We start from the raw sequence: 26,048 nt of genomic DNA on the forward strand, positions 1-26,048 counted from the left end.
CCATCGGGTGAGTGGCGCTGTGCGCTCGTAGTGTTCAGATGGTAACAAAAAATGGCGGGGCAGACGCCTGGCGAACGCGGGGCAGGTTCGCTCCCGCGGAGTTTTACAAGGCTTGCAGCGTTTCCATCAGCACGCGCACCTTGGCGATCGACTCTTCGTATTCGGCCTGCCAATCCGAATCGGCTACCACCGCGCCGCCGCCCCAGCAACTGACCTGGCCGTCCTTGACCAGCAGGCTGCGGATGGCGATCGAGCTGTCCATCTCGCCGCGCACGTCGAGGTACAGCAGAGAGCCGCAGTACAGCGCCCGGCGCGTCGGCTCCAGCTCGTCGATGATCTGCATGGCGCGGATCTTCGGGGCGCCGGTGATCGAGCCGCCGGGGAAGCTGCCGGCGATCAGGTCCAGGGCGTCCTTGCCGGCGGCCAGCTGGCCGACCACGCTGCTGACCAGGTGATGGACGTTGGGGTAGCTCTCCAGGCTGAACAGCTCCGGTACCTTCACCGAGCCGGTCTGGCAGGTACGGCCGATATCGTTGCGCAGCAGGTCGACGATCATCAGGTTTTCCGAGCGGTCCTTGGGGCTGGCCAACAGCTCGGCGGCATTGCGGGCGTCCTCGGCCGGATCGGCGGCGCGTGGGCGGGTGCCCTTGATCGGGCGGGTCTCGACCTCGCCCTGGCTGACACGGATGAAACGCTCGGGCGAGAAGCTCAGCAGCGCCGTGCCTTCATCCAGCTGCTGGTAGCCGGAGAAAGGCGTCGGGCAGGCGGCGCGCAGGGCTTGGTAGGCGCGCCATGGGTCGCCCTGGCAGGGGGCGCGGAAGCGCTGGGTGAGGTTGATCTGGTAGCAGTCACCGGCCTGGATGTAGCGCTGCACCTGGTCGAACGCCGCCCGGTACTGCTCGGGGCGAAGGTCGCCGGTCATGGGCGCTAGCAGGTGGAAGTCACCGCTATCGCCCGGGGGGCTGGCCTCGAACAACGCGATGAGCCGTTGCCGTTCGTCCTCGGGCAGGCGCGGGTGGAACACCAGCTGGCTGCTGCACAGCCGATGGTCGGACACCAGTGCCCAGGCATACAGCCCCAGCCGGGCGTCGGACAGGCCGAGGTCGTCGACCGCGTATGTCGGCAATTGCTCCAGGCGCCGGCCAAAGTCGTAGCTCAGGTAGCCGATCAGGCCGCCGGCGAAGGGCAGCTCGATGCCCTCGGGCAGTTGCGCTTCCCCAAGGTCCGCCAGTCCCTGGCGCAGGCGTTGCAGGTAAGCCTGGCCGTCTTCATCGCTGCGTGCCTGCAGCTGTTGCAGGGGCCAGGCGCTGAGCAGATCGTAGCGACCGCGTTCGGCCCCCGGACGGGCGCTGTCGAGCAGGATCGCGCCGGGCGCGCGGCGCAGGCGTTCGAAGTAGAAGGCGGGGTCGGGCTGGTAGGGCAGGGGGTGTAGCGTACAGGTCGGCATCAGAGTGGACGGCGATGAAAAAGCGAGGAGGGCGATTGTAGACCTGTGGGGGGGATGCGCCTAGCGCTGGCAGCGACATTTAGATGTTGCGCAAAGACAGGGGTCGTGGGAGCGGGCTTGCCCCGCGATAGCGCAGGCTGCCTTTATGCCAATCGCGGGGCAAGCCCGCTCCTACGAGGTTTCAGCCTGGATGAACGTGCCCGAACAGGCCTTGCGAGACCTTCACGCGCTGCTCGGCATCCTCGCTGCGACCTTCCTTGGCCAGCATCTCCAGGTGCGCCTCGATGGCGTGGGTGCGTTGCGTGAGCCCGCAGTCGTTGGCGATCTGGATGTTCAGGCCGGGGCGGGCGTTGAGTTCGAGGATCAGCGGGCCCTTGTCCTGGTCCAGCACCATGTCCACGCCTATATAGCCCAGGCCGCACAGCTCGTAGCAGCTGGCCGCAAGCTTCATGAAACCGTCCCAGTTCGGCAGTTGCACGCCGTCCACTGCGTTGGTGGTGTCGGGGTGCTTGCTGATGATCTTGTTCAGCCAGGTGCCGCGCAGTGTCAGGCCGGTGGCCAGGTCCACACCGACGCCGATGGCGCCCTGGTGCAGGTTGGCCTTGCCGCCGGACTGGCGGGTCGGCAGGCGCAGCATGGCCATCACCGGATAGCCCATCAGCACGATGATGCGGATGTCGGGCACCCCCTCGTAGCTGATGCTCTTGAAGATCTGGTCCGGAGTGACCCGGTACTCGATCAGCGCCCGGTCGCGGTGCCCGCCCAGCGAATACAGGCCGGTAAGGATGCTGGAGATCTGGTGCTCGATCTCCTCATGGCTGATGATCTTGCCCGAGACCGTGCGGTAGCGGTCCTCGAAGCGGTCGGCGATCACCAGGATGCCGTCACCGCCGGCGCCCTGGGCCGGCTTGATGACGAAGTCGCTGCGCCCGCCGATGATCTCGTCGAGCTTCTCGATCTGCTTCTCGGTCTCGATGATGCCGTACATCTCCGGGACATGGATCCCGGCCGCCAAGGCGCGCTCCTTGGTGATGATCTTGTCGTCGACGATCGGGTACAGGTGGCGCTTGTTGTACTTCAACACGTAGTCCGCGTTGCGCCGGTTGATACCCATGATGCCCCGGGCCTCCAGGGCTTTCCAGGTCTTGATCAGGCCGAACATCAGGCGTCAGCCTTCTTCAGGAATGCCTTGAAGCGCACGAGCTCGGTCAGGCGGTAGCCGCGGTAGCGACCCATCGCCAGCATGAAGCCCACCAGGATCAGCAGCACCGCCGGGAAGGTGAAGACGAAGTACACGGCTTCCGGCACGGTCATCAGCAGGTGCGCGATGGAGGCGGCGAACAGGGTGCCGACGGCCACTTTCATGGCATGGCCGCCGCCACGCTCTTCCCAGGTGATCGACAGGCGTTCGATGGTCATGGTCAGGATCACCATCGGGAACAGCGCTACCGACAGCCCGCGCTCCAGGCCAAGCTTGTGGCTGAACAGGCTGATGGCGGCGATCAGCACCACGACGAAGGTCAGCACCACCGACAGGCGCGGCAGCATCTGCAGCTTGAGGTGTTCCAGGTACGAGCGCAGCGACAGGCCCAGGGCGGTGATCACCGTGAACAGGATGATGCCGAAGCCCAGTTGCGTCTCGCGGAAGGCCAGGGCGATCAGTACCGGGGTGAAGGTGCCCAGGGTCTGGATGCCGATCAGGTTGCGCAGCACCAGGATCACCAGTACACCGATCGGGATCATCACCATGATCATGAAGGTCTGCTGGGTCTGTAGCGGCAGGCCGTACAGCGAGTACTCGAGGAAGTCGGCGTCGGTGTTTTCGTCGGTCAGCTTGGCCAGGCGGATGGCGTTCATCTCGCTGTTGTTCATGCTGAAGGTGACGGTGGCCTTCTTGCCGCCATCGACGGTGATCAGGTTGTCATCGCCGGTCCACCACAGCAGGCGGTCGCTGGGCAGGCCCTGTTCGCCGGTCTCCGGGTTGAAGTACAGCCAGTCGTTGCCGTTGAAGCTGCGCAGCCATAGCTCAGGGCTCTGCGGGGTGTCGGCCACCAGGCGGATGGTGTGGACCTTCTCCAGCGGAACGTGGGCGATGGACAGCAGCAGGTCGATGACCTGGGCTTTCTTCAGCGGCGAGTTGTCGCCGGCCAGCAGCAGCTTGGCGTTGTCGTCGTTGGCGTTGTTGACCCGCTTGATGGTCTCGCTGACGAAGGTCTCGACGTCAGCCGAATGCTGGCGAATCGGTGCCATCAGCGCTTCGGCGGCAATCTTCTCCGGGCCTTCGACGGCCAGGCTGTCGCGGAAGGTCGGGCCCTTGATCTTGGCCTTCTCGGTGCTGTAGCGCTTGGTCAGCACCAGGCGGTAGTAGAGGGTCTGGTTGCCGCTGGCGCGACGGGCCGACCAGGTCACCTTGCGGTTGCCGTCGGCGCGGTTGACGCTGACCCCGTAGTTGTTGGAGATGAAGCTCTCGTTGAGGCTCACGTAGTCACGGTTCAGCGGGGGCACGAACATCTGCACCTTGACCGGGTCCTTGGCGCTGGCAACGAACTCGACCTTGGCGTCGATGTTCCACAGGTCATCGGTCTCGTCCTCGGTCACCGGGATGCCGAGGGCGAAGATCTGGTAGGCCGTGATCGCGATGCCCAGCACCACCAGGACGGTGATCAGGACTTTCAGGTGGAGGGTAAGAGAGCGCATCGGGATTACTCTGCTTTGGTAGCTTCGGTGGCACAGGCAGGTTTGCCGGCCGCGTATTTAAGGCTTGGGTCGACCAGCGCACCGAAGTGCTTGAGGGCCTCGGAGCCGATCAGCAGCGGGAACTGGAAGGCGCTGCGGTCGGTGAGGTTGACCTCGATGGTGCGTCGCGTCTGGCCCATGCAGATGTCGAGTTCGATGACCGGGCGGGCAGTGTAGGCCTTGCCCGAATCGGCGTCATAGTCCCCGGCGCGGCGCTTGATCTTGCTGACGCGGGCCAGAGGGCGTTCGATGGGGTGCTGGTGCGCGGCGTCGATGGCCAGGTAGAAGCGCACCCAGCTCTCGCCGTTGCGCTTGAAGCGCTTGATGTCGCGGGCGCTGAGCGAGGCGGTCTTGGCGCCGGTGTCGAGCTTGGCTGCCACTTCCAGGTCAAGGTCGCCCAGGCGGGCGTATTCATTGAGACCGTACACGGTCTTTTCGGCCGCGGGCGCGAGTGCCGGCAGCAGGGTCAGGCAGAGCAGCAATGAAGCGGGTTTGAGTCTCATAATCCTGGCGCGGTGCTGTGCAAAGTTCAGGGCAAGGCGACTGGCCAAGCGTCCTCATTGATCTGTCATGGGCATGAAAGGATGACAGACACACTATCCATGCTCCCGAAGGAGCGCGGCATTCTATCACGCCGGTGCCTTGACGCCAGCGCGCCCGCGATCTGACCGCGGCTAGGCTTGGTTAGTTCGTTATTAGACGATTGTCGACAATGTTCTTTTTGTCTTTGACTGTGGCTCTCTGTTTAGCTAGTTTTGCCGTCATTGATTTGCAAGGTGTCGACAATCATGCTGGATGCATCCCAGGCCGTGGCACTGCCGCAGGACGAGACCGAGACCCTCTCGGAGCATGTCTTCCGGCGTATCCAGGCCGCCATCGTCAAGGGCGAGATCGCCCCCGGCAGCAAGATTTCCGAGCCTGAGCTTGCGCGTACCTACGGCATCAGCCGTGGCCCGCTGCGCGAAGCCATTCACCGCCTCGAAGGCCAACGCCTGCTGGTGCGCGTGCCCCATGTCGGCGCTCGGGTGGTGTCGCTAAGCCACGCCGAGCTGATCGAGCTGTACGAAATCCGCGAATCGCTCGAAGGCATGGCCTGCCGCCTGGCCGCCGAGCGCATGAGCCAGGCCGCCATCGACGAGCTGCGCCATGTGCTCGATACCCATGAGCGCGATGCCGCGTTCCAGGCCGGGCAGGGCTATTACCAGCAGGAAGGCGACTACGACTTCCACTACCGGATCATCCAGGGCAGCGGCAACCAGACCTTGTACAAGATGCTCTGCGGCGAGCTGTACCAGCTGGTGCGCATGTACCGCATCCAGTTCTCCTCCACGCCCAACCGCCCGCGCCAGGCCTTCGCCGAGCACCACCGTATCCTCGATGCCATCGAAGCCCGCGACGGTGAGCTTGCAGAACTCCTGATGCGCCGCCACATCGGCGCGTCCAAACGCAATATCGAGCGCCACTACCAGGGTGCCGACAACAATAGCCCACGAGGTGAGTCATGACAGTGAAGAGCACGCCCGGCCAGCGTTTCCGTGACGCGGTCGCCGCCGAACATCCGCTGCAGGTGGTCGGGACCATCAACGCCAACCACGCCCTGCTGGCCAAGCGCGCCGGTTTCAAGGCCATCTACCTCTCCGGTGGTGGTGTCGCCGCCGGCTCCCTGGGGCTGCCGGACCTGGGCATCAGTGGCCTGGACGATGTGCTCACCGACGTGCGGCGCATCACCGATGTGTGCGACTTGCCGCTGCTGGTGGATGTCGACACCGGCTTTGGCGCTTCGGCCTTCAACGTCGCCCGCACTGTCAAGTCGATGAGCAAGTTCGGCGCCGCCGCCATCCATATCGAGGACCAGGTCGGCGCCAAGCGCTGCGGTCACCGCCCGAACAAGGAGATCGTCTCGCAGCAGGAGATGGTCGACCGCATCAAGGCGGCCGTGGATGCACGCAGCGACGACAGCTTCGTGATCATGGCCCGTACCGACGCCCTGGCGGTGGAAGGCCTGAACGCCGCGCTGGATCGCGCCGCCGCCTGCATCGAGGCCGGCGCCGACATGATCTTCCCCGAGGCAATCACCGAGTTGCACATGTACAAGACCTTCGCTGACCGGGTGAAGGCGCCGATCCTGGCCAATATCACCGAGTTCGGCGCCACGCCGCTGTACACCACCGAGGAATTGGCGTCGGTCGACGTGTCGCTGGTGCTCTACCCGCTGTCGGCCTTCCGCGCCATGAACAAGGCGGCAGAGAACGTCTACACCGCGCTGCGCCGCGACGGCACGCAGAAGAACGTGATCGACACCATGCAGACCCGCATGGAGCTCTACGATGCCATCGGCTATCACGCCTTCGAGCAGAGCCTCGATGCGTTGTTCGCGCAGAAGAAAGGGTAAGCGAATGCCCGTACTGGCCTCGTGAGAGCGGGCTTGCCCCGCCATCAGGCCGGTACAACCCGCCAGGATTAGCCAGCAAGACTTCGATAACAAATTCAAGAAAGGAGAAACACCATGGCCGAAGCAAAAGTACTCAGTGGCGCGGGCCTGCGTGGCCAGGTGGCCGGCCAGACCGCGCTGTCGACCGTCGGCCAGGCCGGCGCCGGCCTGACCTACCGCGGCTATGACGTGCGCGACCTGGCCGCAGGCGCCGAGTTCGAGGAAGTGGCCTACCTGCTGCTCTACGGCGAGCTGCCGAGCAAGGCAGAGCTGGCCGATTACAAGCACAAGCTCAAGGGCCTGCGCGACCTGCCGCAAGCCTTGAAGGAAGTGCTCGAGCGCATTCCGCGCGATGCCCACCCGATGGACGTGATGCGTACCGGTTGCTCGGTGCTCGGCACCTTGGAGCCGGAGCTGACCTTCGACGCCCAGCGCGACAAGACCGACCGCCTGCTGGCGTTGTTCCCGGCGGTGATGTGCTACTGGTACCGCTACACCCACCACGGCGTGCGTATCGACTGCAGCAGCGACGAAGACACCCTCGGCGGCCACTTCCTGCACCTGCTGCACGGCAAGAAGCCAAGCGAGCTGCACGTCAAGGTGATGAACGTCTCGCTGATCCTCTACGCCGAGCACGAATTCAACGCCTCGACCTTCACCGCCCGGGTCTGTGCCTCGACCCTGTCCGACCTGTACTCCTGCGTCACCGCCGCCATCGGCTCGCTGCGCGGCCCGCTGCACGGTGGCGCCAACGAAGCCGCCATGGAGCTGATCGAGCGCTTCCAGAGCCCGCAGGAAGCCACTGCCGAGCTGCTGCGCATGCTCGAGCGCAAGGACAAGATCATGGGCTTCGGCCACGCCATCTACAAAGAGTCCGACCCGCGCAACGAAGTGATCAAGGGCTGGGCGAAGCAGTTGGCCGACGAGGTGGGCGACAAGGTTCTGTACCCGGTCTCCGAAGCCATCGACAAGACCATGTGGGAGCAGAAGCGCCTGTTCCCCAATGCCGACTTCTACCATGCTTCGGCGTACCACTTCATGGGCATCCCGACCAAGCTGTTCACCCCGATCTTCGTCTGCTCGCGCCTGACCGGCTGGGCCGCGCACGTGTTCGAGCAGCGCGCCAACAACCGCATCATCCGCCCGAGTGCCGAGTACACCGGCGTCGAGCAGCGCCAGTTCGTGCCGATCGAGCAGCGCTGAGGCAACGACCGCTGGGGCTGCCATGCAGCCCTTTCGCCGGCGAGCCAGCTCCCAATGTCCATGCGTTGCTGTGGGAGCCGGCTTGCCGGCGATGGGGTGCGCAGCGCCCCAAGGCCTGACCTGCAAACCGAATACCGTGAGCCTGATAACGATATGAACACCGCATTCCGCAAGAACCTGCCAGGCACCGCCCTGGACTACTTCGACGCCCGTGCCGCGGTCGAGGCGATCAAGCCCGGCGCTTACGACGGCTTGCCTTATACCTCCCGCGTACTGGCCGAAAACCTGGTGCGCCGCTGCGATCCGGCCACCCTCGATGCATCGCTCGAGCAACTGATCGAGCGCAAGCGCGACCTCGACTTCCCCTGGTTCCCGGCCCGCGTGGTGTGCCACGACATCCTTGGCCAGACCGCCCTGGTCGACCTCGCCGGGCTGCGTGACGCCATCGCCGACAAAGGCGGCGACCCGGCCGCGGTCAATCCGGTGGTGCCGGTGCAACTGATCGTCGACCATTCGCTTGCCGTGGAATGCGGCGGCTTCGACCCGCAGGCGTTCGACAAGAACCGCGCCATCGAAGACCGCCGCAATGAGGACCGTTTCCACTTCATCAACTGGACCAAGCAGGCGTTCAAGAACGTCGATGTGATCCAGCCGGGCAACGGCATCATGCACCAGATCAACCTGGAGAAGATGTCGCCGGTGATCCACAACGACCGCGGCGTGGCCTACCCGGACACCTGCGTCGGCACCGACAGCCATACCCCGCATGTCGACGCCCTGGGCGTGATCGCCATCGGTGTCGGTGGCCTGGAGGCCGAAAACGTCATGCTCGGCCGCGCCTCGTGGATGCGCCTGCCGGAGATCGTCGGCGTCGAGCTGACCGGGCGTTTGGCGCCGAACATCACCGCTACCGACCTGGTACTGGCCTTGACCGAGTTCCTGCGCAAGCAGAAGGTGGTCGGCGCCTACCTCGAATTCCACGGTGCTGGCGCCAGCGCGCTGACCCTGGGCGACCGTGCCACCATCTCCAACATGGCCCCGGAGTACGGCGCCACCGCGGCGATGTTCGCCATCGACCAGCAGACCATCGACTACCTCAAGCTGACCGGCCGCGATGACCAGCAGGTGCAGTTGGTGGAAACCTACGCCAAGGTCGCCGGCCTGTGGGCCGACAGCCTGGCCAAGGCCGAGTATGAGCGCACCCTGAGCTTCGACCTGTCGAGCGTGGTGCGTAACATGGCAGGCCCGTCCAACCCGCATGCCCGCGTGGCCACCAGCGACCTGGCAGCCAAGGGCATTGCTGGACAATGGCAAGAGGTGCCGGGGCAGATGCCGGATGGCGCGGTGATCATTGCCGCCATCACCAGCTGCACCAACACCAGCAACCCGCGCAACGTGATCGCCGCTGGCCTTATCGCACGCAACGCCAACAAGCTTGGCCTGGTGCGCAAACCGTGGGTCAAGTCGTCGCTCGCGCCGGGCTCCAAGGCGGTGCAGCTGTACCTGAAGGAAGCCGGCCTGGAGCAGGAGCTGGAGCAACTGGGCTTCGGCATCGTCGCCTTCGCCTGCACCACCTGCAACGGCATGTCCGGCGCGCTGGACCCGTTGATCCAGCAGGAGATCATCGATCGCGACCTGTACGCCACCGCCGTGCTGTCGGGCAACCGCAACTTCGACGGGCGTATCCATCCCTACGCCAAGCAGGCGTTCCTCGCGTCGCCGCCGCTGGTGGTGGCCTACGCCATCGCCGGTACCATCCGTTTCGACATCGAGAAGGACGTGCTGGGCGTGGTCGACGGCAAGGAAATCCGCCTCAAGGACATCTGGCCGAGCGACGAGGAAATCGACGCCGTGGTGCGCGCCTCGGTCAAACCCGAGCAGTTCCGCCAGGTGTACATCCCGATGTTCGCCATCGAGGAAGACAAGGGGCCGAAGGTCGCGCCGCTGTACGACTGGCGACCGATGAGCACCTACATCCGCCGCCCGCCGTACTGGGAAGGCGCCCTGGCCGGTGAGCGTACCCTGCGCGGCATGCGCCCGCTGGCGGTGCTGCCGGACAACATCACCACCGACCACCTGTCGCCGTCCAACGCCATCCTGCTGGATAGCGCCGCCGGTGAATACCTGGCGAAGATGGGCCTGCCGGAGGAAGACTTCAACTCCTACGCCACCCACCGTGGCGACCACCTGACCGCGCAGCGCGCCACCTTCGCCAACCCCAAGCTGTACAACGAGATGGTGCGCAACGACGACGGCAGCGTGAAGCAGGGTTCGCTGGCGCGCATCGAGCCGGAAGGCAAGGTGACCCGCATGTGGGAGGCCATCGAGACCTATATGCAGCGCAAGCAGCCGCTGATTATCGTTGCTGGTGCCGACTACGGCCAGGGTTCGTCCCGTGACTGGGCGGCCAAGGGCGTGCGTCTGGCGGGCGTCGAGGCGATTGTCGCCGAGGGCTTCGAGCGCATCCACCGTACCAACCTGGTGGGCATGGGCGTGCTGCCGCTGGAGTTCAAGGCGGGTACCGACCGCAAGACCTTGGGCCTGGACGGCAGCGAAACCTACGACGTGCTGGGCGAGCGCAAGCCGCGCGCGACGCTGACCCTGGTGGTCACGCGGCGCAACGGCGAGCGCGTCGAGGTGCCGGTGACCTGCCGCCTGGATACCGCCGAAGAGGTATCGATCTATGAGGCGGGTGGGGTGTTGCAGCGCTTTGCCCAGGACTTCCTGGAAGGCACGGCATAACGCAGATGAATGCATAGCGGTCCGTGGGAGCGGGCTTGCCCCGCGATGGCCAAGACATCGCCATCGCGGGGCAAGCCCGCTCCCACGGACGGAAAAGGAACAACAACCATGGCACATGCACCACAGGTAAAAATCCCCGCCACCTACATCCGTGGCGGTACCAGCAAAGGCGTGTTCTTCCGCCTGCAAGACTTGCCCGAGCGCGCGCAGGTCCCAGGCCCGGCCCGCGACGCCCTGCTGCTGCGGGTGATCGGCAGCCCCGACCCGTATGGCAAGCAGATCGACGGCATGGGTGGCGCCACCTCCAGCACCAGCAAGACGGTGATCCTGTCGAAAAGCCTCAAGCCCGAACACGACGTCGACTACCTGTTCGGCCAGGTCTCGATCGACAAGGCCTTCGTCGACTGGAGCGGCAACTGCGGCAACCTGTCCGCCGCGGTCGGCTCGTTCGCCGTCAGCGGCGGGCTGGTCGATGCAAGCCGCATTCCACGCAATGGCATCGCTACCGTGCGGATCTGGCAGGCCAACATTGGCAAGACCATCATCGCCCATGTGCCGGTCACCGAAGGCGAGGTGCAGGAAACCGGCGATTTCGAGCTCGACGGCGTGACCTTCCCGGCCGCCGAGGTGCAGCTTGAGTTCCTTGACCCGGCCGCCGACGAGGAGGGCGGGGGCGGGGCGATGTTCCCCACCGGCAACCTGGTCGACGACCTCGAGGTCCCGGGCGTCGGTACCTTCAAGGCGACCTTGATCAATGCCGGTATCCCGACCATCTTCGTCAATGCCGCCGATATCGGTTATACCGGCAGCGAGTTGCAGGACGCCATCAACGGCGATGCCGCCGCGTTGCAGCGTTTCGAGACCATCCGTGCCCATGGCGCCGTGCGCATGGGGCTGATCGAACATATCGATCAGGCCGCCGGGCGCCAGCACACGCCGAAAGTGGCCTTCGTCGCGGCGCCGAGCACCTACACTGCCTCCAGTGGCAAAGCCGTGCCTGCCGAAGAGATCGACTTGCTGGTGCGTGCGCTGTCGATGGGCAAGCTGCACCACGCGATGATGGGCACCGCAGCGGTGGCCATCGGTACCGCCGCGGCGATTCCCGGGACGCTGGTCAACCTGGCTGCCGGTGGCGGAGAACGAAGTGCCGTGCGTTTCGGCCATCCGTCCGGGACACTGCGGGTCGGGGCCGAGGCGCGTCAGGTGGACGGGCAATGGACCGTGACCAAGGCAATCATGAGCCGAAGCGCTCGGGTGCTGATGGAGGGCTGGGTGCGCGTGCCCGGTGATAGTTTCTAAGGCATCAGTAGTGCTCGGCATTCGTTGAGCGGGGCCGCTTTGCGGCCCCTGTTATCAAGGAGCCACGAATGAGCGCAAACGTAGACCTCAACACCCGTCCCGACTACGACCAGGTCCTGCAGACCCTCGCCGACTATGTGCTCGGCTACCGCGTCAAGTCCTCCGAGGCGCTGAACACCGCCCGCCACTGCCTGATGGACACCCTGGGCTGCGGCCTGCTGGCCCTGCGTTTTCCCGAATGTACCAAGCATCTTGGCCCGTTGGTCGAAGGCACGATCGTCCCCCATGGCGCCCGCGTGCCAGGCACCAGCTACCGCCTCGACCCGGTCAAGGCGGCCTGGGACATCGGCTGCATCGTCCGCTGGCTGGACTACAACGACACCTGGCTGGCGGCGGAGTGGGGCCATCCTTCGGACAACCTTGGTGGCATCCTGGCGGTCACCGATCACCTGTCGCAAAAGCGCGTGGCCAATGGCGAGGCGGCCCTGGCCATGCGCGAGGTGCTCGATGCCATGGTCATGGCCCACGAGATCCAGGGCGTGCTGGCGCTGGAAAACTCCTTCAACCGGGTTGGCCTGGACCATGTGCTGTTGGTCAAGGTCGCCTCGACAGCAGTGTGTGCCAAGCTCATGGGCGCCAGCCGCGAACAATTGCTTTCGGCACTCTCTCACGCCTTCGTCGATGGCCAGGCCCTGCGCACCTACCGTCATGCGCCCAACGCCGGCTCGCGCAAGTCGTGGGCGGCGGGGGATGCCTCCAGTCGTGGCGTGCGCCTGGCCGATATCGCGCTGCGCGGCGAGATGGGTGTGCCCGGTGCGCTGACCGCCAGGCAGTGGGGGTTCTACGACGTGTCGTTCAGCCACACCAACAAGGACCTGGCACTCAAGCCCGAGGCGCAGCGGGAACTGCGCCTGCCGCAGCCGCTGGGCAGCTATGTGATGGAAAACGTGCTGTTCAAGATCAGCTTCCCCGCCGAATTTCATGCCCAGACGGCCTGCGAAGCTGCGGTGATCCTGCACCCGCAGGTGCGCAACCGCCTGCACGAGATAGACCGCATCGTCATCACCACCCACGAATCGGCGATTCGCATCATTTCCAAGGAAGGGCCGCTGGCCAATGCCGCGGACCGCGACCACTGCCTGCAATACATGACGGCGGTGCCGTTGATATTCGGTGACCTGGTGGCCGAGCATTACGAAGATGCCTTCCATGCCGCGCACCCGAGCATCGACCGCCTGCGCGAGAAGATGGTGATCGTCGAGGAACCGCGCTTCAGCCGCGAGTACCTGGAGGCCGACAAGCGTTCCATTGCCAATGGCGTGCAGGTGTTCTTCAAGGATGGCAGTCACACGCCGCAGGTGGTGGTGGAGTACCCGATCGGGCATCGACGCCGGCGGGAGGAGGGGATGCCTTTGCTGGAGGCGAAGTTCAGGGAGAACCTGGCGACGCGCTTCGTGCGCCAGCGCTGTGAGGAGATCGTTGCGTTGTGCAAGGACCAGGCGAGGCTGGAGGCCATGCCCGTGCACAGGTTTGTCGATCTGTTCGTGATGTGATGTTCGCTGTGTCGTCCTCATCGCGGCGACCCGACTTGCCCCGCGATGAGGGCGGCGGCACCAACGAAGAAGCCCCGGTATCGCTACCGGGGCTTCTTCTTACAGCTTGTAACTTACCACTTGCAGCTGCTTACGCCTGAACCACCGGGATCTTGGCGTTGGCCGCGGCTTCGCGGAACTCGGCGATCTGGTCGAAGCTCAGGTAGCGGTAGACGTCGGCAGCCATGCTGTCGATGTCCTTGGCGTACTGCATATATTCCTCGACGGTCGGCAGCTTGCCGATGATCGAAGCGACAGCAGCCAGCTCGGCCGAGGCCAGGTACACGTTGGTGGCGTCGCCCAGGCGGTTCGGGAAGTTGCGGGTCGAGGTGGAGACCACGGTCGAACCGGTCTGCACACGTGCCTGGTTACCCATGCACAGCGAGCAGCCTGGCATTTCCATGCGCGCGCCAGCCTTGCCGTAGATGCCGTAGTAGCCTTCTTCGGTCAGCTGGTGAGCGTCCATCTTGGTTGGCGGGGCCAGCCACAGACGGGTCGGGATACCGCCCTTGACCTTGTCCAGCAGCTTGCCGGCGGCGCGGAAGTGACCAATGTTGGTCATGCACGAACCGATGAACACTTCGTCGATCTTCTCGCCCTGTACCGAGGACAGCAGGCGGGCGTCGTCCGGGTCGTTCGGCGCGCAGAGCACAGGCTCCTTGACGTCGGCCAGGTCGATTTCGATGATTTCGGCGTATTCGGCATCGGCGTCGGCCGACAGCAGCTCAGGCTTGGCCAGCCAGGCTTCCATGGCCTGGGCGCGGCGCTCCAGGGTACGGGCATCGCCGTAGCCTTCGCCGATCATCCAGCGCAGCAGGGTGATGTTGGACTGCAGGTACTCGGCGATGGCCTTCTCCGGCAGCTTGATGGTGCAACCGGCGGCGGAGCGTTCGGCCGAGGCGTCGGACAGCTCGAAGGCTTGCTCGACGGTCAGGTCGTTGAGGCCTTCGATCTCCAGGATGCGGCCGGAGAAGGCGTTCTTCTTGCCTTTCTTCTCGACGGTCAGCAGGCCTTTCTGGATGGCGTAGTAAGGGATGGCATGGACCAGGTCACGCAGGGTGATGCCAGGCTGCAGCTTGCCCTTGAAGCGCACCAGGATCGACTCCGGCATGTCCAGCGGCATGACGCCGGTGGCAGCGGCGAAGGCCACCAGGCCCGAGCCTGCCGGGAACGAGATGCCGATCGGGAAGCGGGTGTGCGAGTCGCCACCGGTGCCGACGGTGTCAGGCATCAGCATGCGGTTCAGCCAGCTGTGGATGATGCCGTCGCCCGGGCGCAGCGACACGCCGCCACGGGTGCGGATGAAGTCTGGCAGGGTGTGGTGGGTGGTGACGTCGATCGGCTTCGGATAGGCCGCAGTGTGGCAGAACGACTGCATTACTAGGTCGGCGGAGAAGCCCAGGCACGCCAGGTCTTTCAGCTCGTCGCGGGTCATCGGGCCAGTGGTGTCCTGGGAGCCGACGGTGGTCATCTTCGGCTCGCAGTAGGCACCTGGGCGCACGCCCTGGCCTTCCGGCAGACCGCAGGCGCGGCCGACCATCTTCTGCGCCAGGGTGAAGCCTTTGGTCGAAGCAGCAGGTTGCTCAGGCTTCTTGAACAGGTCCGATGGGGCCAGGCCCAGCTCGGCACGCGCTTTCTCGGTCAGGCCACGGCCGACGATCAGCGGGATACGACCACCAGCGCGGACTTCGTCCAGCAGCACTTCGGTTTTCAGCTCGAAGTTGGTGACCAGTTCGTCGCTGCCGTGACGGCGTACTTCACCTTTGTAAGGGTAAACGTCGATGACGTCGCCCATGCCCAGGTTGGTGCAGTCGAATTCGATCGGCAGGGCGCCGGCGTCTTCCATGGTGTTGTAGAAGATCGGAGCGATCTTGGTGCCGAAGCAGAAGCCACCGGCGCGCTTGTTCGGCACGTACGGGATGTCGTCGCCGAAGAACCACAGCACCGAGTTGGTGGCCGATTTACGCGAGGAACCGGTACCGACCACGTCACCGACGTAGGCGACCGGGAAGCCCTTGGCCTTGACCGCTTCGATCTGCGCCAGCGGGCCGACCGAACCAGGCTGCGAAGGCTCGATGCCGTCGCGGGCCATTTTCAGCATGGCCAGGGCATGCAGCGGGATGTCTGGGCGCGACCAGGCGTCCGGGGCAGGGGACAGGTCGTCGGTGTTGGTTTCGCCAGGCACCTTGAACACGGTCAGGGTGTACTTGTCGGCGATCGCCGGGCGCGAGGTGAACCACTCGCCGGCAGCCCAGGATTCCAGCACGGCCTTGGCGTGGGCATTGCCCGCCTTGGCTTTTTCGGCCACGTCGTGGAAGGCATCGAACATCAGCAGGGTGTGCTTGAGCTGTTCGGCCGCGACGGCGCCCAGTTCGGCGTCGTCCAGCAGCGCGACCAGCGTTTCGATGTTGTAGCCGCCCTGCATGGTACCCAGCAGCTCGGTGGCGTGCTTGCGGTCGATCAGTGGCGACTTGGCTTCACCCTTGGCGACAGCGGAGAGGAAAGCGGCCTTGACGTAGGCGGCTTCGTCGACTCCTGGCGGAACGCGGTTGGTGATCAGGTCTACGAGGAAGGCTTCTTCGCCGGCCGGCGGGTTTTTCAGCAGCTCGACCAGGCCTGCAGTTTGTTCGGCGTTCAGCGGCTGGGGCACGATACCCAGAGCGGCACGCTCTTCGATATGTTTGCGGTAGGCTTCAAGCACAGTTATTACCCTCATCAGTGGTCCCTAAAGGGAGTCCGGGACGCTCATCCAGCATTCTCCTGCACCCATGCGCTTAAGACGGCTTTTTGAGCCGGCAAGCCAGGGTCGCAGAGAATCCTTACAGAAGCTGTTTTCAAAGTTTTACGCCTGTAGAACGGGAGGCTGATGAGGGGTTGGCCGTGGCCATGCGTTCGCATGGACAGGGCCAACGCCGTTCTACCGGATGAACTGTGCTCGTGACGCTTTGAAAACAGCTTCCAACGGACATGGTTGCCTTGAAAAGGCGGAGTGATTCTACGGCAAAAATTAGCCGAAAGTAAGGCGGCGAAGAAGACTTTAACGGGTGACCCTGGTTAGACAAAGGGCTAACATGGGGCCGTGTTCCACCGCCAAGCCGTTGTTTTTACATGTCCAACCAATCCATCAAGACGCCTTGCGTCGGCCTCTGCTCCACCGTGTATGGAGACCTGGTGTGCCGCGGCTGCAAGCGCTTCCACCACGAAGTGATCCACTGGAACGGCTACGACGACGAGCAGAAGCGCGCCGTGTGGCTGCGCCTGGAGCAACTGCTGGTGCAGGTGATGATGGCCAAGCTGGAAGTGTTCGACAAAGCGCGCTTGCGCGAGCAGCTCGAACAGCGTTCGATCCGCTATGTGGCACAGCAGTCGGAATATTGCTGGGCCTACCAGCTGATCGCCCGCGGGGCGCGGATGATTCGCGACCTGGAGGCCTACGGGATGGCCTTGCTGCCGGAGTTCCGCGACTGGGAGCTGCCACAGCTGCGCGACGCCATCGATCGGGAATTCTTTTTGCTTTCCGAGGCGCATTACCAGCGCTATATCGCCCCGAGCTTTCTGCGTGATGCCTTGGAGAGCGGGCAGCAGGGCTGAGGTCTTGCGGCCCTGTCGCGGATTTATCCGCGACAGGGCATTCGATCAGTCGCCGGTGTACTCGCACCCGCTGGTGCAGGTCTCGTGAATGCGCACCTTCGACAGTTCCGGCAGCAGCGGCTTGACCTGATCCCAGATCCACTTGGCGATCACTTCGCTGGTGGGGTTTTCCAGGCCGGGAATATCGTTCAGGTAGTTATGGTCCAGTTGTTCGTAGATCGGCTTGAAGATCGCCTTGATCTCGGAGAAGTCGCGGATCCAGCCGGTGTGCGGATCGAGCGGGCCGGTCAGGTGCAGGGCGACCTTGAACGAATGGCCATGCAGGCGGCCGCACTTGTGCCCGGCCGGGACGTTGGGCAGGCGGTGAGCCGATTCGAAGGTAAATTCCTTAAAGATTTCCACGCTGGCATAACTCTGTGTGAATCAACGATGCGCGCAGTCTACCAGCATGCCCGCTACAAGGCTTGCAACTGATCCTGCAACCGCCCGGTGGCGATCAGCTCCAGCAGTTCGTCGCCCAGGCGCCGGCTTTCGGCGATGGCCTTGTACCAGTAACGCTTGCGGCTCGGCGCATCGCCCATGAAACGCTTGAAGTCGTTGCGATCCGGCAGCTTGCCGTAGGGCAGGGTGGCCAGGTACTGCGGCGACGGGGTCATCAGCAGTACGTTCTGCAGGCGCGTGGCATCGCCCTTGCGCCAGGGCAGGGCCTTGTCGAACCAGCCGGGCACCACCTTGTCGGTGAAGTGCGGGTAGAGCACCAGGTCGTCGCCGCGGTAGGGCAGGTCCAGATGGTAGTCGAGCAAGCCGCCGTCGCGGTAGGTGCCGGCACCCGCGCCGGGAATGTCGCGTACACCCTCCATGACCATCGGGATCGAACCCGAGGCGAGCGGGGCGTGGCGCAGGTTGGCCAGGTCCAGCGGCAGGCTGCGCGAAGGGAAGTCGGTGAGCGCCTCCAGCGGTGGCGCGGCACGTTCATCGTGCAGGATCACCCGCTCGAAGTGCCGGGCCAGGCGCGAGCGGCCCAGCAGGTTGCTGGCGATCACCGAGCCCAGACCCACGCCCAGGCGGCCACGGTGGTCGTGGGCGAGCTGGCCGTGGCTCTTCACCACCAGGATGTTCAGGCGATAGTGCGGGTTGGCGAGGATCTGCCCATCGCGGCCCTGCAGCAGGTCGTCGAGCATGCGTTGGCAGCTCTGGCTGATTTCCCTGGGGGTCACGCCCTTGGCGAAATCCTGCTCGGTATACAGCTCGCCCAGGCGGCGGATGCCGGCCACCGGGTCGTCGAGGCAGGCACTGGCGAAACGCCAGGAGCCGATCGAGGCGCCGATCAATGCCCGTTGCCGTGGTGCCGTCGGCAGCCATTCACCGAACAGCGCCAGGTCCAGGCCCTGGATTCCCAAGGGCTTGGGGCCACCGGCGGCGCCCGGCAGCACGCCGACATCGGCGGCCAGCAGGCCGCGCTCGCGAATCTGCCGCAAGGCGCGCTGGCCGGCCTTGAAGGTCAGGGCGGGGTACTTGATGTGGATGGCGCTCATGGCGGGGTCTCGGGCAGGGCAGGTGGGCAGTATAGGGCTTTATCGCGAGGCGGCGATGCCATCACCGCCCCACGTGGCCGCGACAAGGCCGCAAGCTGCGCTATCATGCGGCCAGCTGTTTTCAGGTTGAGTTAAGGACCGGTGGTTAATCTTAACCCCGTAGACAAATTGCACATCTCGCTGGAGAGAACCTCATGAAAACTTTGACTGCCCTGTTCACCGCCGCCGCCCTCGCTTTCGGTGCCAATGCCGCCTTCGCCAAGGATGTGCAGCCCGATGAAGTGGTCAAGCTGGTGAACGCCAAGACCATCAAGTCGCTGGACGAACTGAAGGCCGCCGCCGTGGCCAAGCACCCCGGCGCCACCGTGACCGACTCGGAACTCGAGGATGAGTACGGCCGCTACATCTACAAGGTCGACCTGCGTGATGCCCAGAACGTCGAATGGGACGTGGCCCTGGACGCCAAGACCGGTGAAGTCCTGAAGGACGAGCGAGACAACTGATGCCTGCACTACCGCGAACGGCACGCTACCTGGCCTTGGCCCTGTTGACCGTCTGTTCGTTGGCCGCCGCGCGCGACCTGGACCAGGATGAAGCCCTGGAGCTTCGGCAAAAGGGCATCATCCTGCCGCTGGAGCAATTGCTCGAAGCCGCCCTGGGGCGTTACCCCGGGGCACGGCTGCTGGAGGCGGAACTGGAAGAGAAGCACGAGCGCTACGAGTACGAGGTCGAACTGCTGACCCCGGCAGGCGTGGTGCGCGAGATCAAGCTCGACGCCCGCACCGGCGCGCTGCTCAAAGACGAGGAAGACGACTGAATGCGCCTGCTGCTTGTCGAGGACAATGTCCCCCTGGCCGATGAACTGACCGCCACCCTGCAGCGCCAGGGTTATGCCGTGGACTGGCTGGCCGATGGCCGCGATGCGGTTTACCAGGGCCAGAGCGAACCCTACGACCTGATCATCCTCGACCTGGGCCTGCCCGGGCTGCCGGGGCTCGAAGTGCTGGGGCAATGGCGCGCGAGCGGCCTGGCCACCCCGGTGCTGATCCTCACCGCCCGTGGCTCCTGGGCCGAGCGTATCGAAGGCCTCAAGGCCGGGGCCGACGACTACCTGAGCAAGCCCTTCCACCCCGAGGAGCTGCAACTGCGCATCCAGGCCCTGTTGCGCCGGGCCAAGGGGCTGGCCAACCAGCCGAAACTGGAAGCGGCTGGCCTGCACCTGGACGAGTCGCGCCAGTGCGTGAGCCGAGAAGGTGTCGATGTCCAGCTCACCGCCGCCGAGTTCCGTCTGTTGCGCTATTTCATGCTGCATCCGGGGCAGGTGCTGTCCAAGAGCCACCTGGCCGAGCACCTCTATGACGGCGAAACCGAACGCGACTCCAACGTGCTGGAAGTGCACGTCAACCACCTGCGGCGCAAACTGGGGCGCAGCGTGATCGAGACCCGCCGCGGCCAGGGCTACGTGTACGCCGGGAGTGCTGCGTGAAGTCGATCCAGGCGCGCCTGAGCCTGGGCCTGGTGGCGGTGCTGGTAGTGGTGGGGTTGGCCCTGGCGCAGTTGACCCTCTGGCTGTTCGAGGCCGGCCTGCAGCGTTACCTGGAAGCTGGCCTGCGCAAGGAAAGCGAGAACCTGCTGGTGGCGCTGGTGCGTGGCCCGTCCGGCCTGCAGTTGGACGAGCGACGGCTGTCGGCAGCCTACCAGCAGCCGTTCTCGGGCTACTACTTCCGCATTGATTTCGACCAGGGTACCTGGCGCTCCCGTTCGTTATGGGACATGGACATGCCCAAGCCCGGCAAGCCCGGCCTGGACGACGGTCACGAACTGGGCCCCGAGGGCCAGCAACTGCTGGCCTATCGTGGGGACTACCGGCGGCTCGGCCAGGACATCTCGATCAGCGTGGCCCAGGACTACTCACCGGTGCGCGAGGGCTTTCGGCGCATGCAACAGATCGGCCTGGGCCTGGGGCTGGTGGCGTTGATATTGGTCCTGGTGCTGCAACGCCTCACCGTGACCCGCTCGTTGCGCCCGCTGGAGCGGGCGCGCCAGCAGATCGCCCAGTTGCAGCAGGGCCAGCGCTCGCAACTGGACGCCGAAGTGCCCAGCGAACTGCAACCGCTGGTGGACCAGATCAACCACCTGCTGACCCATACCGAAGACAGTTTGCGCCGTTCGCGCAATGCCCTGGGCAACCTCGGTCATGCCTTGAAGACGCCGCTGGCGGTGCTTGTCAGCCTGGCTGCCAGCGAACGCCTGCAGGCGTTGCCCGAGGTGCGCGCGCAGATGCGCGAGCAACTGGAGCAGATCCAGCAACGCCTGGCCCGCGAACTCAACCGCGCGCGCCTGGCCGGCGATGCCTTGCCCGGCGCGCAGTTCGATTGCGATGGCGAACTGCCCGGGCTGTTGGCGACGCTGGGGATGATTCATGGCAAAGGCCTGCTGCTGGAGCGCGACGTGCCTTCGGGCTTGTTGCTGCCCTGGGACCGCGAGGATTTGCTGGAACTGCTCGGCAACCTGCTGGACAACGCCTGCAAATGGGCCGACAGCGAGGTGCGCCTGGGCATCGCGCCAACCACCGGGGGTTACCAGCTGTGGGTCGATGACGATGGCCCGGGCATCCCTGAGGCGCAACGCCTGCAAGTGCTCGAGCGTGGCTCGCGGCTGGACGAGCAGGTCGATGGCCATGGCCTGGGGCTGGGCATCGTGCGCGATATCGTCGAGGCCTGGGGTGGGCGCATCGCACTGCTGGAAAGCCCGCAGGGCGGGTTGCGAGTGAGTATCGAGCTGCCGCGCAAGGGGCGTTGATCGGCGCCGGCCCAATCGCGGGGCGGATCAACCGTGCAAAAAAATTGCAGTACAGCCGCAGTTTTTTGAATTGGCCCAGCGCCACCTGCGCCCGGCACAATGCCGGCCACGAAACCTTGCGGTTTCCATCTCTCCAAGGACGGAGCCCCCTTGCGCCACTCCATTGCGCAACACAGGGCCCAGGCCGGTCGCGCTGGGCTTTCTTTTTACAATCAGAAGAACACGATCAAGTCACCTCGATGTCTGCCTCGCGTCCCGAATCCCGCCTGCAGCGCCTGCTGCCGGCGCCCCTGAACATCCCTCCCCGAGAATGGTTGCGAGCAGGCCTAGGCGCGCTGCTTGGACTGTTTCTTGCGGGTTACCTGTGCAGCCTGGCCTATGGGCCATCGATCGCCCTGCATTTGCTGGGGCCGCTGGCAGCCTCCGCGGTGCTGGTGTTCGCCGTGCACTCGGGCCCGTTGGCCCAGCCCTGGCCCGTACTGGGCAGTTATGCGTTGGCGGCTGCCGTGGGCCTGGCCATGCGTCACGCATTCGGCGATGGGTTGTGGGTCGCGGCGGCGGCGTTGGGCATCGCCATCCTGGCAATGTGCCTGCTGCGCTGCCTGCACCCGCCCGGTGGCGGCGTGGCGGCCAGCGCGGTGCTGGCCGATCCGGGGCTGGTGGCCATGGGTGACCACCTGCTCGAGCCGGTAATGCTCAATGCGCTGATCCTGGTCGGCGTGGCCGTGCTCTACAACCGTCTGACCGGCGTGCGCTACCCCAAGGGCGCGACCCCGCGCCGCGACTTGCACCACACCCACGACCCGCTGCCGGGCGAGCGGGTCGGCATCAGCGCCGGGGACCTGGATCAGGCCCTGGAGGAGATCGGCGAGTTCGTCGATGTCACCCGTGACGAGCTGGAGCGGATCATCCTGGCCACCGAGCAGCACGCCCTGCACCGCAGCCTGGGCGGCATCACCGCCAGCTCGGTGATGTCCCGCGACGTGCAGTGGGCAACGCCGCGCACCACCCTCGAACAGGCCTGGAAGCTGTTGTCTGGCCATCACCTCAAGACCCTGCCGGTACTGGAAGAGGGACGCCTGGTGGGGATCGTCAGCCTCAGCGATCTGGTCGGCCCGGCCATGGAACGTGGGCGTTTCAGCTGGCGCGGCCTGTTCCGGCGCAAGGTCGTGCGCCTGGAGCAGGTGATGAGCCGCCGGGTGGTCAGTGTCGGCAGCCAGCATCCGCTGGAGCGCCTGTTGCCGTTGCTCAGTGAACAGGGGCTGCACTGCCTGCCGGTGCTCGACGACGAAAAGCTGGTGGGGGTGATCACCCAGACCGACTTGATCGCCGGCCTCAAGCGGCACCTGCTCACTGCCGCGGCGCAGGGCTCAGATCACCGGGTCCCAGCGCTGTGACCAGTCGCTTTCGCCAGCGGCCACCAGCCGGCGCAACACGCTGAAGGCCTGCTGCAACGCCTCGCTGTCGCGTTCGCGGGCATGCACCAGGAAGGTCGGGTAGGTGAACTCCGGCGCCTGGGGCACGCGCTCGAACACCCCGCTTTGCAGGTAGGCCTGGACCACCCGGGTGCGGAAATAGCCACTGCCGCCGTGCTCGAGAATGAACTGCAGGGCCAGGGGCCCGAGGTTGAAGCTCAGGGCCGGGCGCGACAGGTCGGGCAGGGCGGCGTCATGCTGGCGGCGGAACGCTTCGCCCCAGTCGATGTAGATGTACGGATCGGGCGCATCGACCCGGCGCACGCGGATCAGCTTCTCTTCCATCAGCTGTTCGACCTGCAGGCCGGGGCCATAGGTCGGTTGGTAGACCAGTGCGGCGTCGAGCAAGCCCATCTCCACCTTGCGCAGCAGCGCTTCGCCATCGCTGACCTCGCTGCGGATGGCATGGCTGGGTAGTTCCTGGTGCAGGGCGCTGACCCAATCGAGCAGCATCGGGTTGCCCAGGCTCACCTCGGCGCCCACATGCAGCACCTGCTGGCAGCCCTGGGGCAGCGGCAGGTCACGGCGCGCCGCTTCCCAGGTCTGCACCAGCTGGTTGGCATAGCTGACGAACGCCTCGCCATCGGCGGTCAGGCTGGCGCCGTTGCGGCTGCGCACGAACAGCTGGCAGCCCAGTTGCTGCTCCAGGCGCTGCACACGGGCGCTGATCGCCGTCTGCGAGACGAACAGGCGTTCGGCGGCGGCGACCAGGCTGCCGCAGCGGACGATTTCCAGGAAGGTACGGGCCTGATCGATGTCCATGGTGCTGCTTCTGTGGCTGGAGAGGCGCCTATTCTAGAGCCATTGCACCTGTTTGGGGCGCTGGTTCAGCCACGCGCCAGCTCAGCCAGATGTGCCGTGGCCTCTTCGCTCTTGAGCACCAGCACATCACCTTCCAGCGCATCCAGGACCACTTCCGCCGTGTTGCCGATCAGCGCCCCGGAGATACCGGTGCGGGCCACGGTACCGACGATGGTCACCACCGCGTCGAGTTTCTTCTCGGTATAGGGAATCAGTACGTCGGCCGGCCCTTCGGCGATATGCAGCCTGTCATCGGTGATATCGAATTCCGCCTGGAACGCCGTGCACGCCTCGCGATAGCGTTTCTCGATGGTCTCCGTGAGCTGATAGACCGGGTCGGAAGCCGACAGCATCGGCGATGGATGGGCGCTGATCACGTGCAGTTGGCCTTTGGCCAGGCTGGCGATGTCATAGCCGTGGTCGATGATGCTGGCATGCAACAGGCGATGGGCCTCGTCCTGGTTGCCCACATCCACCGCCGCCAGGATCACGCCGCCGGTCCAGGGGCGTTCGCTCTTGACCATCAGCACCGCACAGGGGCACTCGCGCAGCAGCTTCCAGTCACTGGGGGTCAGCAGTGCCTTGCGCAAGGGATTGTCCGGGCGGTGCTCCTTGATCACCAGTTCACAGCCTTCAGCTTGCTGCACATGGATGATCGACTGGTGCAGGCTGTCCTTCCACTTCTGTTCATGGGTGACATTGTCGTAGCCATCGTCATGCAACTGGCTGCTTAGCAGGCTCAACAGCGCGCTGTGGTCCTGCTTCTTGTCGCACATCAGCAGGTGCAGGCGCGCACCGGTCACCCCGGCAATCAGTTTGGCCCGGGTCAGGGCCCGGCTATGGGCGTGCTCGGGGTCGAGGACGACGAGGATGCTGCGCACGGCTTGCATGGGCGTGAACTCCTTTCTCGGATGGCGACCAATGCCTGACTATAGACGGCGCGGCGACTGCCGCCGGTTGACCTGCATCAAGCATAGTCACTGGCGCTTGCCAGCGCCGCCGGTATAATCGCCGGTCCCGCCGATGTCCCGTGTGATTGTGAGTACCATGTCCCTGATTCCTGAAATCGATGCCTTCCTGGGTTGCCGCACCCCCGACGCCTGGATCGAGGCGGCACTGGCCGACCAGGAAACCCTGCTGATCGATCACAAGAATTGCGAGTTCAAGGCCGCCAGCACGGCGCTGAGCCTGATCGCCAAGTACAACACCCATCTCGACCTGATCAACATGATGTCGCGCCTGGCCCGCGAGGAACTGGTGCACCACGAGCAAGTGCTGCGTCTGATGAAGCGCCGCGGCGTGCCGCTACGGCCGGTGTCGGCAGGGCGCTATGCCTCTGGGCTGCGGCGGCTGGTGCGGGCGCACGAGCCGGTGAAGCTGGTGGACACCCTGGTAGTGGGGGCTTTCATCGAGGCGCGCAGCTGCGAACGCTTCGCCGCCCTGGTGCCGCACCTGGACGAGGAGCTGGGCACCTTCTATCACGGCCTGCTCAAGAGCGAGGCGCGACACTATCAAGGTTATCTGAAGCTGGCTCACCAGTATGGCGACGAAGCGGACATTGCCAGGGTTGTGGAGCAGGTGCGCGAAGCGGAGGTCGGGCTGATCACCTCGCCCGACCAGGAACTGCGTTTCCACAGCGGTATTCCCCAGGCGCAAGCCGCCTGAGTTATTGCCGGCGACCGAGCAGCAACCCGACCACCAGGCCGAGGCCTGCGGAAATCGCCACGGTCTGCCAGGGGTGGCCACCGATATACTCCTGGGTCGCCTCGACCACCGGCTGCGCCTTCTGGCCCAGGCGGCTGGTGGCATCGCGCGCCTGGCGCAACTTGAGCCCCAGTTGCGCGCGCATGCCTTCGGCTTCCTCGCCGACCAGCGCCGCACTGTCGCTGAGCAGCTTCTCGGATTCCTCGATCAATGCCTGCAGCTCGCTGAACACCTGATCCTTGATCTGGTCGTTGTTGCCTTGCGCAGCGGTTTTCCTGGCCATGTACACATCCTCGTGAAGGGTTGGGCGTTGAACAATGGATGCCACGCTGCCGCGAAAGTTGCAGTGGCGTACCGGTGGCGCGTCGACGCAGTGTAAGATAGGCACATTTTCCAGCGGCAGGTAATACCCGATGAGTTTCAATCTGGCCAACATGAGCTTCCAGGAAAGGGCGCAGATCGAGGCAGAAAAGGCCCGCTTGTTCGACTACTGGCAGAACAACCTGGGCAAGGCCAAGGGCGAGGCGGCGCGGCTGATCGCAGAAAAGCCGCGGCGCAAGGGCAAGTGGGCGGAATGGGTACGTGCCGAACTCGACGGCATGTCGCCGCCGGAGTTCAACCAGCTGGTGCGCAGCGAAGTGAACAAGATGATGGCCGCCGCCAGCGCCAACCGCTGAGCCAGGCGAACAC

At 64.9% G+C, this 26,048-nt stretch carries 24 protein-coding genes; 14 read left to right on the top strand and 10 right to left on the bottom strand.

From position 1 onward, the window contains the following. Nucleotides 1-103 precede the first annotated feature (103 nt). The 4 genes from pabB to DFS21_RS21030 form a co-directional block, all read right to left on the bottom strand. Complete coding sequence (gene pabB / locus DFS21_RS21015; RefSeq protein WP_111533029.1) at nt 104-1,447, bottom strand: aminodeoxychorismate synthase component I; 1,344 nt, start codon at nt 1,445-1,447, stop codon at nt 104-106. Between the two features lie 181 nt (nt 1,448-1,628). Next, nucleotides 1,629-2,609, bottom strand: coding sequence for an alpha-L-glutamate ligase-like protein (locus DFS21_RS21020; protein ID WP_102683261.1), 981 nt, complete (start codon nt 2,607-2,609; stop codon nt 1,629-1,631). Beyond that, a complete protein-coding gene (locus DFS21_RS21025; protein ID WP_046854910.1) occupies nt 2,609-4,144 on the bottom strand; it encodes an inactive transglutaminase family protein in 1,536 nt (511 codons plus the stop codon). The genes DFS21_RS21020 and DFS21_RS21025 overlap by 1 nt, the downstream gene beginning before the upstream one ends. 5 nt (nt 4,145-4,149) lie before the next feature. Then, on the bottom strand, nt 4,150-4,686 hold the full coding sequence (locus DFS21_RS21030; protein WP_110700920.1) for an ATP-dependent zinc protease: 537 nt from the start codon (nt 4,684-4,686) through the stop codon (nt 4,150-4,152). Nucleotides 4,687-4,971: 285 nt separating this feature from the next. Here DFS21_RS21030 and DFS21_RS21035 point away from each other — a divergent pair, with 285 nt between their 5' ends. The 6 genes from DFS21_RS21035 to prpD all read left to right on the top strand — a co-directional run bounded on the left by DFS21_RS21035 (nt 4,972) and on the right by prpD (nt 13,411). Continuing rightward, nucleotides 4,972-5,688: a GntR family transcriptional regulator gene (locus DFS21_RS21035; RefSeq protein ID WP_102683264.1), complete on the top strand. Its 717-nt coding sequence runs from the start codon at nt 4,972-4,974 to the stop codon at nt 5,686-5,688. Further along, nucleotides 5,685-6,575, top strand: coding sequence for a methylisocitrate lyase (gene prpB / locus DFS21_RS21040; protein WP_038706441.1), 891 nt, complete (start codon nt 5,685-5,687; stop codon nt 6,573-6,575). The genes DFS21_RS21035 and prpB overlap by 4 nt, the downstream gene beginning before the upstream one ends. Nucleotides 6,576-6,689: 114 nt before the next feature. Beyond that, the gene (gene prpC / locus DFS21_RS21045; RefSeq protein ID WP_110700918.1) at nt 6,690-7,817 is read left to right on the top strand and encodes a 2-methylcitrate synthase; all 1,128 of its coding nucleotides are present in this window, start codon (nt 6,690-6,692) and stop codon (nt 7,815-7,817) included. A 153-nt stretch (nt 7,818-7,970) separates the two neighbouring features. Further along, on the top strand, nt 7,971-10,559 hold the full coding sequence (gene acnD / locus DFS21_RS21050; RefSeq protein WP_110700916.1) for a Fe/S-dependent 2-methylisocitrate dehydratase AcnD: 2,589 nt from the start codon (nt 7,971-7,973) through the stop codon (nt 10,557-10,559). A 108-nt stretch (nt 10,560-10,667) separates the two neighbouring features. Next, on the top strand, nt 10,668-11,858 hold the full coding sequence (gene prpF / locus DFS21_RS21055; RefSeq protein WP_111533030.1) for a 2-methylaconitate cis-trans isomerase PrpF: 1,191 nt from the start codon (nt 10,668-10,670) through the stop codon (nt 11,856-11,858). Nucleotides 11,859-11,926: 68 nt separating this feature from the next. Next, a complete protein-coding gene (gene prpD, locus DFS21_RS21060) occupies nt 11,927-13,411 on the top strand; it encodes a 2-methylcitrate dehydratase (protein ID WP_111533031.1) in 1,485 nt (494 codons plus the stop codon). Between the two features lie 130 nt (nt 13,412-13,541). Here the strand turns inward: prpD and acnB are convergent, their stop codons facing one another. Then, entirely contained in the window at nt 13,542-16,151 is a 2,610-nt protein-coding gene (gene acnB / locus DFS21_RS21065; RefSeq protein ID WP_110700910.1) for a bifunctional aconitate hydratase 2/2-methylisocitrate dehydratase, read from the bottom strand. 407 nt (nt 16,152-16,558) lie between these two features. On the opposite strand from acnB, the gene DFS21_RS21070 reads away from it, so the two are divergent. Then, nucleotides 16,559-17,041: a DUF1289 domain-containing protein gene (locus DFS21_RS21070; protein ID WP_110700908.1), complete on the top strand. Its 483-nt coding sequence runs from the start codon at nt 16,559-16,561 to the stop codon at nt 17,039-17,041. A gap of 45 nt (nt 17,042-17,086) precedes the next feature. Here the strand turns inward: DFS21_RS21070 and queD are convergent, their stop codons facing one another. After that, nucleotides 17,087-17,443 (bottom strand): 6-carboxytetrahydropterin synthase QueD, encoded by a 357-nt coding sequence (gene queD / locus DFS21_RS21075; RefSeq protein ID WP_023630589.1) that lies wholly within the window; start codon nt 17,441-17,443, stop codon nt 17,087-17,089. A 53-nt stretch (nt 17,444-17,496) separates the two neighbouring features. Further along, nucleotides 17,497-18,576: a patatin-like phospholipase family protein gene (locus tag DFS21_RS21080; protein ID WP_111533032.1), complete on the bottom strand. Its 1,080-nt coding sequence runs from the start codon at nt 18,574-18,576 to the stop codon at nt 17,497-17,499. Between the two features lie 194 nt (nt 18,577-18,770). On the opposite strand from DFS21_RS21080, the gene DFS21_RS21085 reads away from it, so the two are divergent. The 5 genes from DFS21_RS21085 (at nt 18,771) to DFS21_RS21105 (ending at nt 22,775) form a co-directional block, all read left to right on the top strand. Continuing rightward, nucleotides 18,771-19,079, top strand: a complete 309-nt coding sequence (locus DFS21_RS21085; RefSeq protein WP_046854989.1) for a PepSY domain-containing protein — start codon at nt 18,771-18,773, stop codon at nt 19,077-19,079. Next, nucleotides 19,079-19,393: a PepSY domain-containing protein gene (locus DFS21_RS21090; protein WP_023632694.1), complete on the top strand. Its 315-nt coding sequence runs from the start codon at nt 19,079-19,081 to the stop codon at nt 19,391-19,393. The genes DFS21_RS21085 and DFS21_RS21090 overlap by 1 nt, the downstream gene beginning before the upstream one ends. Then, nucleotides 19,394-20,062 carry a response regulator transcription factor gene (locus DFS21_RS21095; RefSeq protein WP_102683274.1) on the top strand — a complete coding sequence of 223 codons (669 nt, stop codon included), beginning with the start codon at nt 19,394-19,396 and terminating at the stop codon, nt 20,060-20,062. It begins immediately after the preceding gene. Beyond that, nucleotides 20,059-21,378 (top strand): sensor histidine kinase, encoded by a 1,320-nt coding sequence (locus tag DFS21_RS21100; RefSeq protein WP_111533033.1) that lies wholly within the window; start codon nt 20,059-20,061, stop codon nt 21,376-21,378. The genes DFS21_RS21095 and DFS21_RS21100 overlap by 4 nt, the downstream gene beginning before the upstream one ends. Nucleotides 21,379-21,617: 239 nt before the next feature. Then, a complete protein-coding gene (locus DFS21_RS21105; protein ID WP_111533034.1) occupies nt 21,618-22,775 on the top strand; it encodes an HPP family protein in 1,158 nt (385 codons plus the stop codon). Here the strand turns inward: DFS21_RS21105 and DFS21_RS21110 are convergent. Together DFS21_RS21110 and DFS21_RS21115 are read right to left on the bottom strand one after the other, a co-directional pair. Next, nucleotides 22,749-23,615, bottom strand: coding sequence for a LysR family transcriptional regulator (locus DFS21_RS21110; protein WP_046854993.1), 867 nt, complete (start codon nt 23,613-23,615; stop codon nt 22,749-22,751). The genes DFS21_RS21105 and DFS21_RS21110 overlap by 27 nt on opposite strands. Nucleotides 23,616-23,680: 65 nt before the next feature. After that, complete coding sequence (locus DFS21_RS21115) at nt 23,681-24,544, bottom strand: universal stress protein (protein WP_111533035.1); 864 nt, start codon at nt 24,542-24,544, stop codon at nt 23,681-23,683. 157 nt (nt 24,545-24,701) lie between these two features. Here DFS21_RS21115 and DFS21_RS21120 point away from each other — a divergent pair, with 157 nt between their 5' ends. After that, complete coding sequence (locus DFS21_RS21120) at nt 24,702-25,319, top strand: tRNA-(ms[2]io[6]A)-hydroxylase (RefSeq protein WP_046854995.1); 618 nt, start codon at nt 24,702-24,704, stop codon at nt 25,317-25,319. 1 nt (nt 25,320) lies between these two features. Here DFS21_RS21120 and DFS21_RS21125 read toward each other — a convergent pair whose 3' ends face one another. Further along, nucleotides 25,321-25,641 (bottom strand): YqjD family protein, encoded by a 321-nt coding sequence (locus DFS21_RS21125; RefSeq protein ID WP_110700898.1) that lies wholly within the window; start codon nt 25,639-25,641, stop codon nt 25,321-25,323. Between the two features lie 130 nt (nt 25,642-25,771). Here DFS21_RS21125 and DFS21_RS21130 point away from each other — a divergent pair, with 130 nt between their 5' ends. Next, nucleotides 25,772-26,035, top strand: a complete 264-nt coding sequence (locus DFS21_RS21130; protein WP_023630897.1) for a hypothetical protein — start codon at nt 25,772-25,774, stop codon at nt 26,033-26,035. The last annotated feature ends 13 nt before the right edge of the window (nt 26,036-26,048 follow it).

The sequence above is a fragment of the Pseudomonas sp. 2848 genome, assembly GCF_003253945.1.
In the GTDB taxonomy this organism is placed as follows: domain Bacteria; phylum Pseudomonadota; class Gammaproteobacteria; order Pseudomonadales; family Pseudomonadaceae; genus Aquipseudomonas.

Excerpts from the sequence above, each read along its gene's own strand:
- pabB (WP_111533029.1), bottom strand. The coding sequence starts at position 1,447 with ATGCCGACCTGTACGCTACACCCCCTGCCCTACCAGCCCGACCCCGCC.
- DFS21_RS21020 (WP_102683261.1), bottom strand. The coding sequence starts at position 2,609 with ATGTTCGGCCTGATCAAGACCTGGAAAGCCCTGGAGGCCCGGGGCATC.
- DFS21_RS21025 (WP_046854910.1), bottom strand. The coding sequence starts at position 4,144 with ATGCGCTCTCTTACCCTCCACCTGAAAGTCCTGATCACCGTCCTGGTG.
- DFS21_RS21030 (WP_110700920.1), bottom strand. The coding sequence starts at position 4,686 with ATGAGACTCAAACCCGCTTCATTGCTGCTCTGCCTGACCCTGCTGCCG.
- DFS21_RS21035 (WP_102683264.1), top strand. The coding sequence starts at position 4,972 with ATGCTGGATGCATCCCAGGCCGTGGCACTGCCGCAGGACGAGACCGAG.
- prpB (WP_038706441.1), top strand. The coding sequence starts at position 5,685 with ATGACAGTGAAGAGCACGCCCGGCCAGCGTTTCCGTGACGCGGTCGCC.
- prpC (WP_110700918.1), top strand. The coding sequence starts at position 6,690 with ATGGCCGAAGCAAAAGTACTCAGTGGCGCGGGCCTGCGTGGCCAGGTG.
- acnD (WP_110700916.1), top strand. The coding sequence starts at position 7,971 with ATGAACACCGCATTCCGCAAGAACCTGCCAGGCACCGCCCTGGACTAC.
- prpF (WP_111533030.1), top strand. The coding sequence starts at position 10,668 with ATGGCACATGCACCACAGGTAAAAATCCCCGCCACCTACATCCGTGGC.
- prpD (WP_111533031.1), top strand. The coding sequence starts at position 11,927 with ATGAGCGCAAACGTAGACCTCAACACCCGTCCCGACTACGACCAGGTC.
- DFS21_RS21070 (WP_110700908.1), top strand. The coding sequence starts at position 16,559 with ATGTCCAACCAATCCATCAAGACGCCTTGCGTCGGCCTCTGCTCCACC.
- DFS21_RS21080 (WP_111533032.1), bottom strand. The coding sequence starts at position 18,576 with ATGAGCGCCATCCACATCAAGTACCCCGCCCTGACCTTCAAGGCCGGC.
- DFS21_RS21085 (WP_046854989.1), top strand. The coding sequence starts at position 18,771 with ATGAAAACTTTGACTGCCCTGTTCACCGCCGCCGCCCTCGCTTTCGGT.
- DFS21_RS21090 (WP_023632694.1), top strand. The coding sequence starts at position 19,079 with ATGCCTGCACTACCGCGAACGGCACGCTACCTGGCCTTGGCCCTGTTG.
- DFS21_RS21095 (WP_102683274.1), top strand. The coding sequence starts at position 19,394 with ATGCGCCTGCTGCTTGTCGAGGACAATGTCCCCCTGGCCGATGAACTG.
- DFS21_RS21105 (WP_111533034.1), top strand. The coding sequence starts at position 21,618 with ATGTCTGCCTCGCGTCCCGAATCCCGCCTGCAGCGCCTGCTGCCGGCG.
- DFS21_RS21110 (WP_046854993.1), bottom strand. The coding sequence starts at position 23,615 with ATGGACATCGATCAGGCCCGTACCTTCCTGGAAATCGTCCGCTGCGGC.
- DFS21_RS21115 (WP_111533035.1), bottom strand. The coding sequence starts at position 24,544 with ATGCAAGCCGTGCGCAGCATCCTCGTCGTCCTCGACCCCGAGCACGCC.
- DFS21_RS21120 (WP_046854995.1), top strand. The coding sequence starts at position 24,702 with ATGTCCCTGATTCCTGAAATCGATGCCTTCCTGGGTTGCCGCACCCCC.
- DFS21_RS21125 (WP_110700898.1), bottom strand. The coding sequence starts at position 25,641 with ATGGCCAGGAAAACCGCTGCGCAAGGCAACAACGACCAGATCAAGGAT.
- DFS21_RS21130 (WP_023630897.1), top strand. The coding sequence starts at position 25,772 with ATGAGTTTCAATCTGGCCAACATGAGCTTCCAGGAAAGGGCGCAGATC.